The sequence below is a fragment of the Bradyrhizobium sp. GW821-FHT12B03 genome, from assembly GCF_058807535.1.
The window spans coordinates 1-1,503 of the sequence record NZ_JBXAQU010000050.1; the positions used below are offsets into that span (position 1 = coordinate 1).

Here is a 1,503-nt window from a genome sequence, read left to right on the forward strand (position 1 = left end):
TACTACTGAGTCAGTTGGTCGCGGCGGCTTAGGTGTGAAAATCAAGTATCTGTAGGGATTCAGAATTTGGCACGCGGAGGGCCAGATGAGTCTCAACGATCACGAGGAAGTCGAAGCGCGGTTCGCAATTTATGTCGAGGGTCTTTCGAGCGTAATTGGTCACGCTAGGCGTACGAGGCAGTTGCGTGACTATTGCACCGGGTTGGTGCTGCCTGGCGAGCGCAAGAGCGTCGAGCCGATGGCGGCGCGGACGGCTCCGGAGCGGACGGCGGCGCAGCATCAAGCGCTGCTTCACTTTGTCGGCATCGCAGACTGGTCGGACGAGGAGGTGCTGGCGAAGGTACGCCAGATGGTGCTGCCGGCGATGGAGAAGGATGGTCCGATCGAGGCCTGGATCATCGACGACACCTCGTTCCCCAAGCAAGGCAAGCATTCGGTCGGCGTGCATCACCAATATTGTGGGCAACTCGGCAAGCAGGCCAATTGCCAGGTCGCAGTGTCGCTGTCGATCGCCAACCGCTCTGCCAGCCTGCCGGTCGCCTATCGGTTATATCTGTCACAGGAGTGGGCCAAGGATCGTGTCCGACGGAAGAAGGCGGGCGTTCCAAAGCAGATCAAGTTCAAGACAAAGCCGCAGATCGCGCTGGAGCAGATCCGATGGGCCTGCGAGGCCGGCCTGCCGCGCGGCGTCGGACTGATGGACGCGGCCTATGGCAGGGACTCGCAGTTGCGCGCGGGCATGACGGCGTTGGGGGTGCCCTACGTGGTCGGCATCGTGCCGACCATCTTGATGTGGGCCCCTGGCAGCGGCCCAAGGCGGATGGACAAGCCAATGAACAACACGGGCCGCCGCGACGAACCCGATCTGATCTCGGCCAAGAAGGTGGCGCTCGCTCTGCCGAAGCAGGCCTGGCGCACGGTGACGTGGCGCGAAGGGTCGGCTGAGAAGCTGTCCTCGCGCTTCGCGCGGGTGCGCGTCCGCGTCGGGTACAACAAGCTGATCCCCGAGACATCGTCGCCCGAGTGGTTGTTGATCGAATGGCCGAAAGGCGAAGCAGAGCCCACTCGTTATTGGCTTTCGACGCTGCCCGAGACCATCGACATCCAGCCGCTCGTCGACATGGCCAAGCTGCGCTGGCGCATCGAACGCGACTATCAGGAGCTAAAGCAGGAGGTCGGGCTCGGTCACTACGAGGGACGCGGCTGGCGTGGCTTCCATCACCACGCAACTCTGTGCATCGCGGCCTACGGGTTCTTGATCGCCGAGCAGGCGATGATTCCCCCCTCAGGACCGCGTTCCGTCCCGCCGGTCCAAGTCCCTGCCTTACCCGACAACTATCGACCCAGAGGCTCCGCCCATGCGGCCTGAACGCCACGTCCCAAACTCAATCGCCACCATGCGCACAAGATTGATCTGCGGGCTCATCAAAGCCTTGCCGCGATGTCCGTGCTGTGGCTCCGTTACAGCTTCGAATGGACGTCAACGCCCATGACGCAGTAGTA

Annotated in this window: 1 protein-coding gene; it reads left to right on the forward strand. The window is 62.4% G+C overall.

The annotated features are described in order from the left end of the window. Nucleotides 1–85 precede the first annotated feature (85 nt). Nucleotides 86–1,369, forward strand: a complete 1,284-nt coding sequence (locus AC1RUR_RS38295) for an IS701 family transposase (RefSeq protein WP_492853332.1) — start codon at nucleotides 86–88, stop codon at nucleotides 1,367–1,369. The last annotated feature ends 134 nt before the right edge of the window (nucleotides 1,370–1,503 follow it).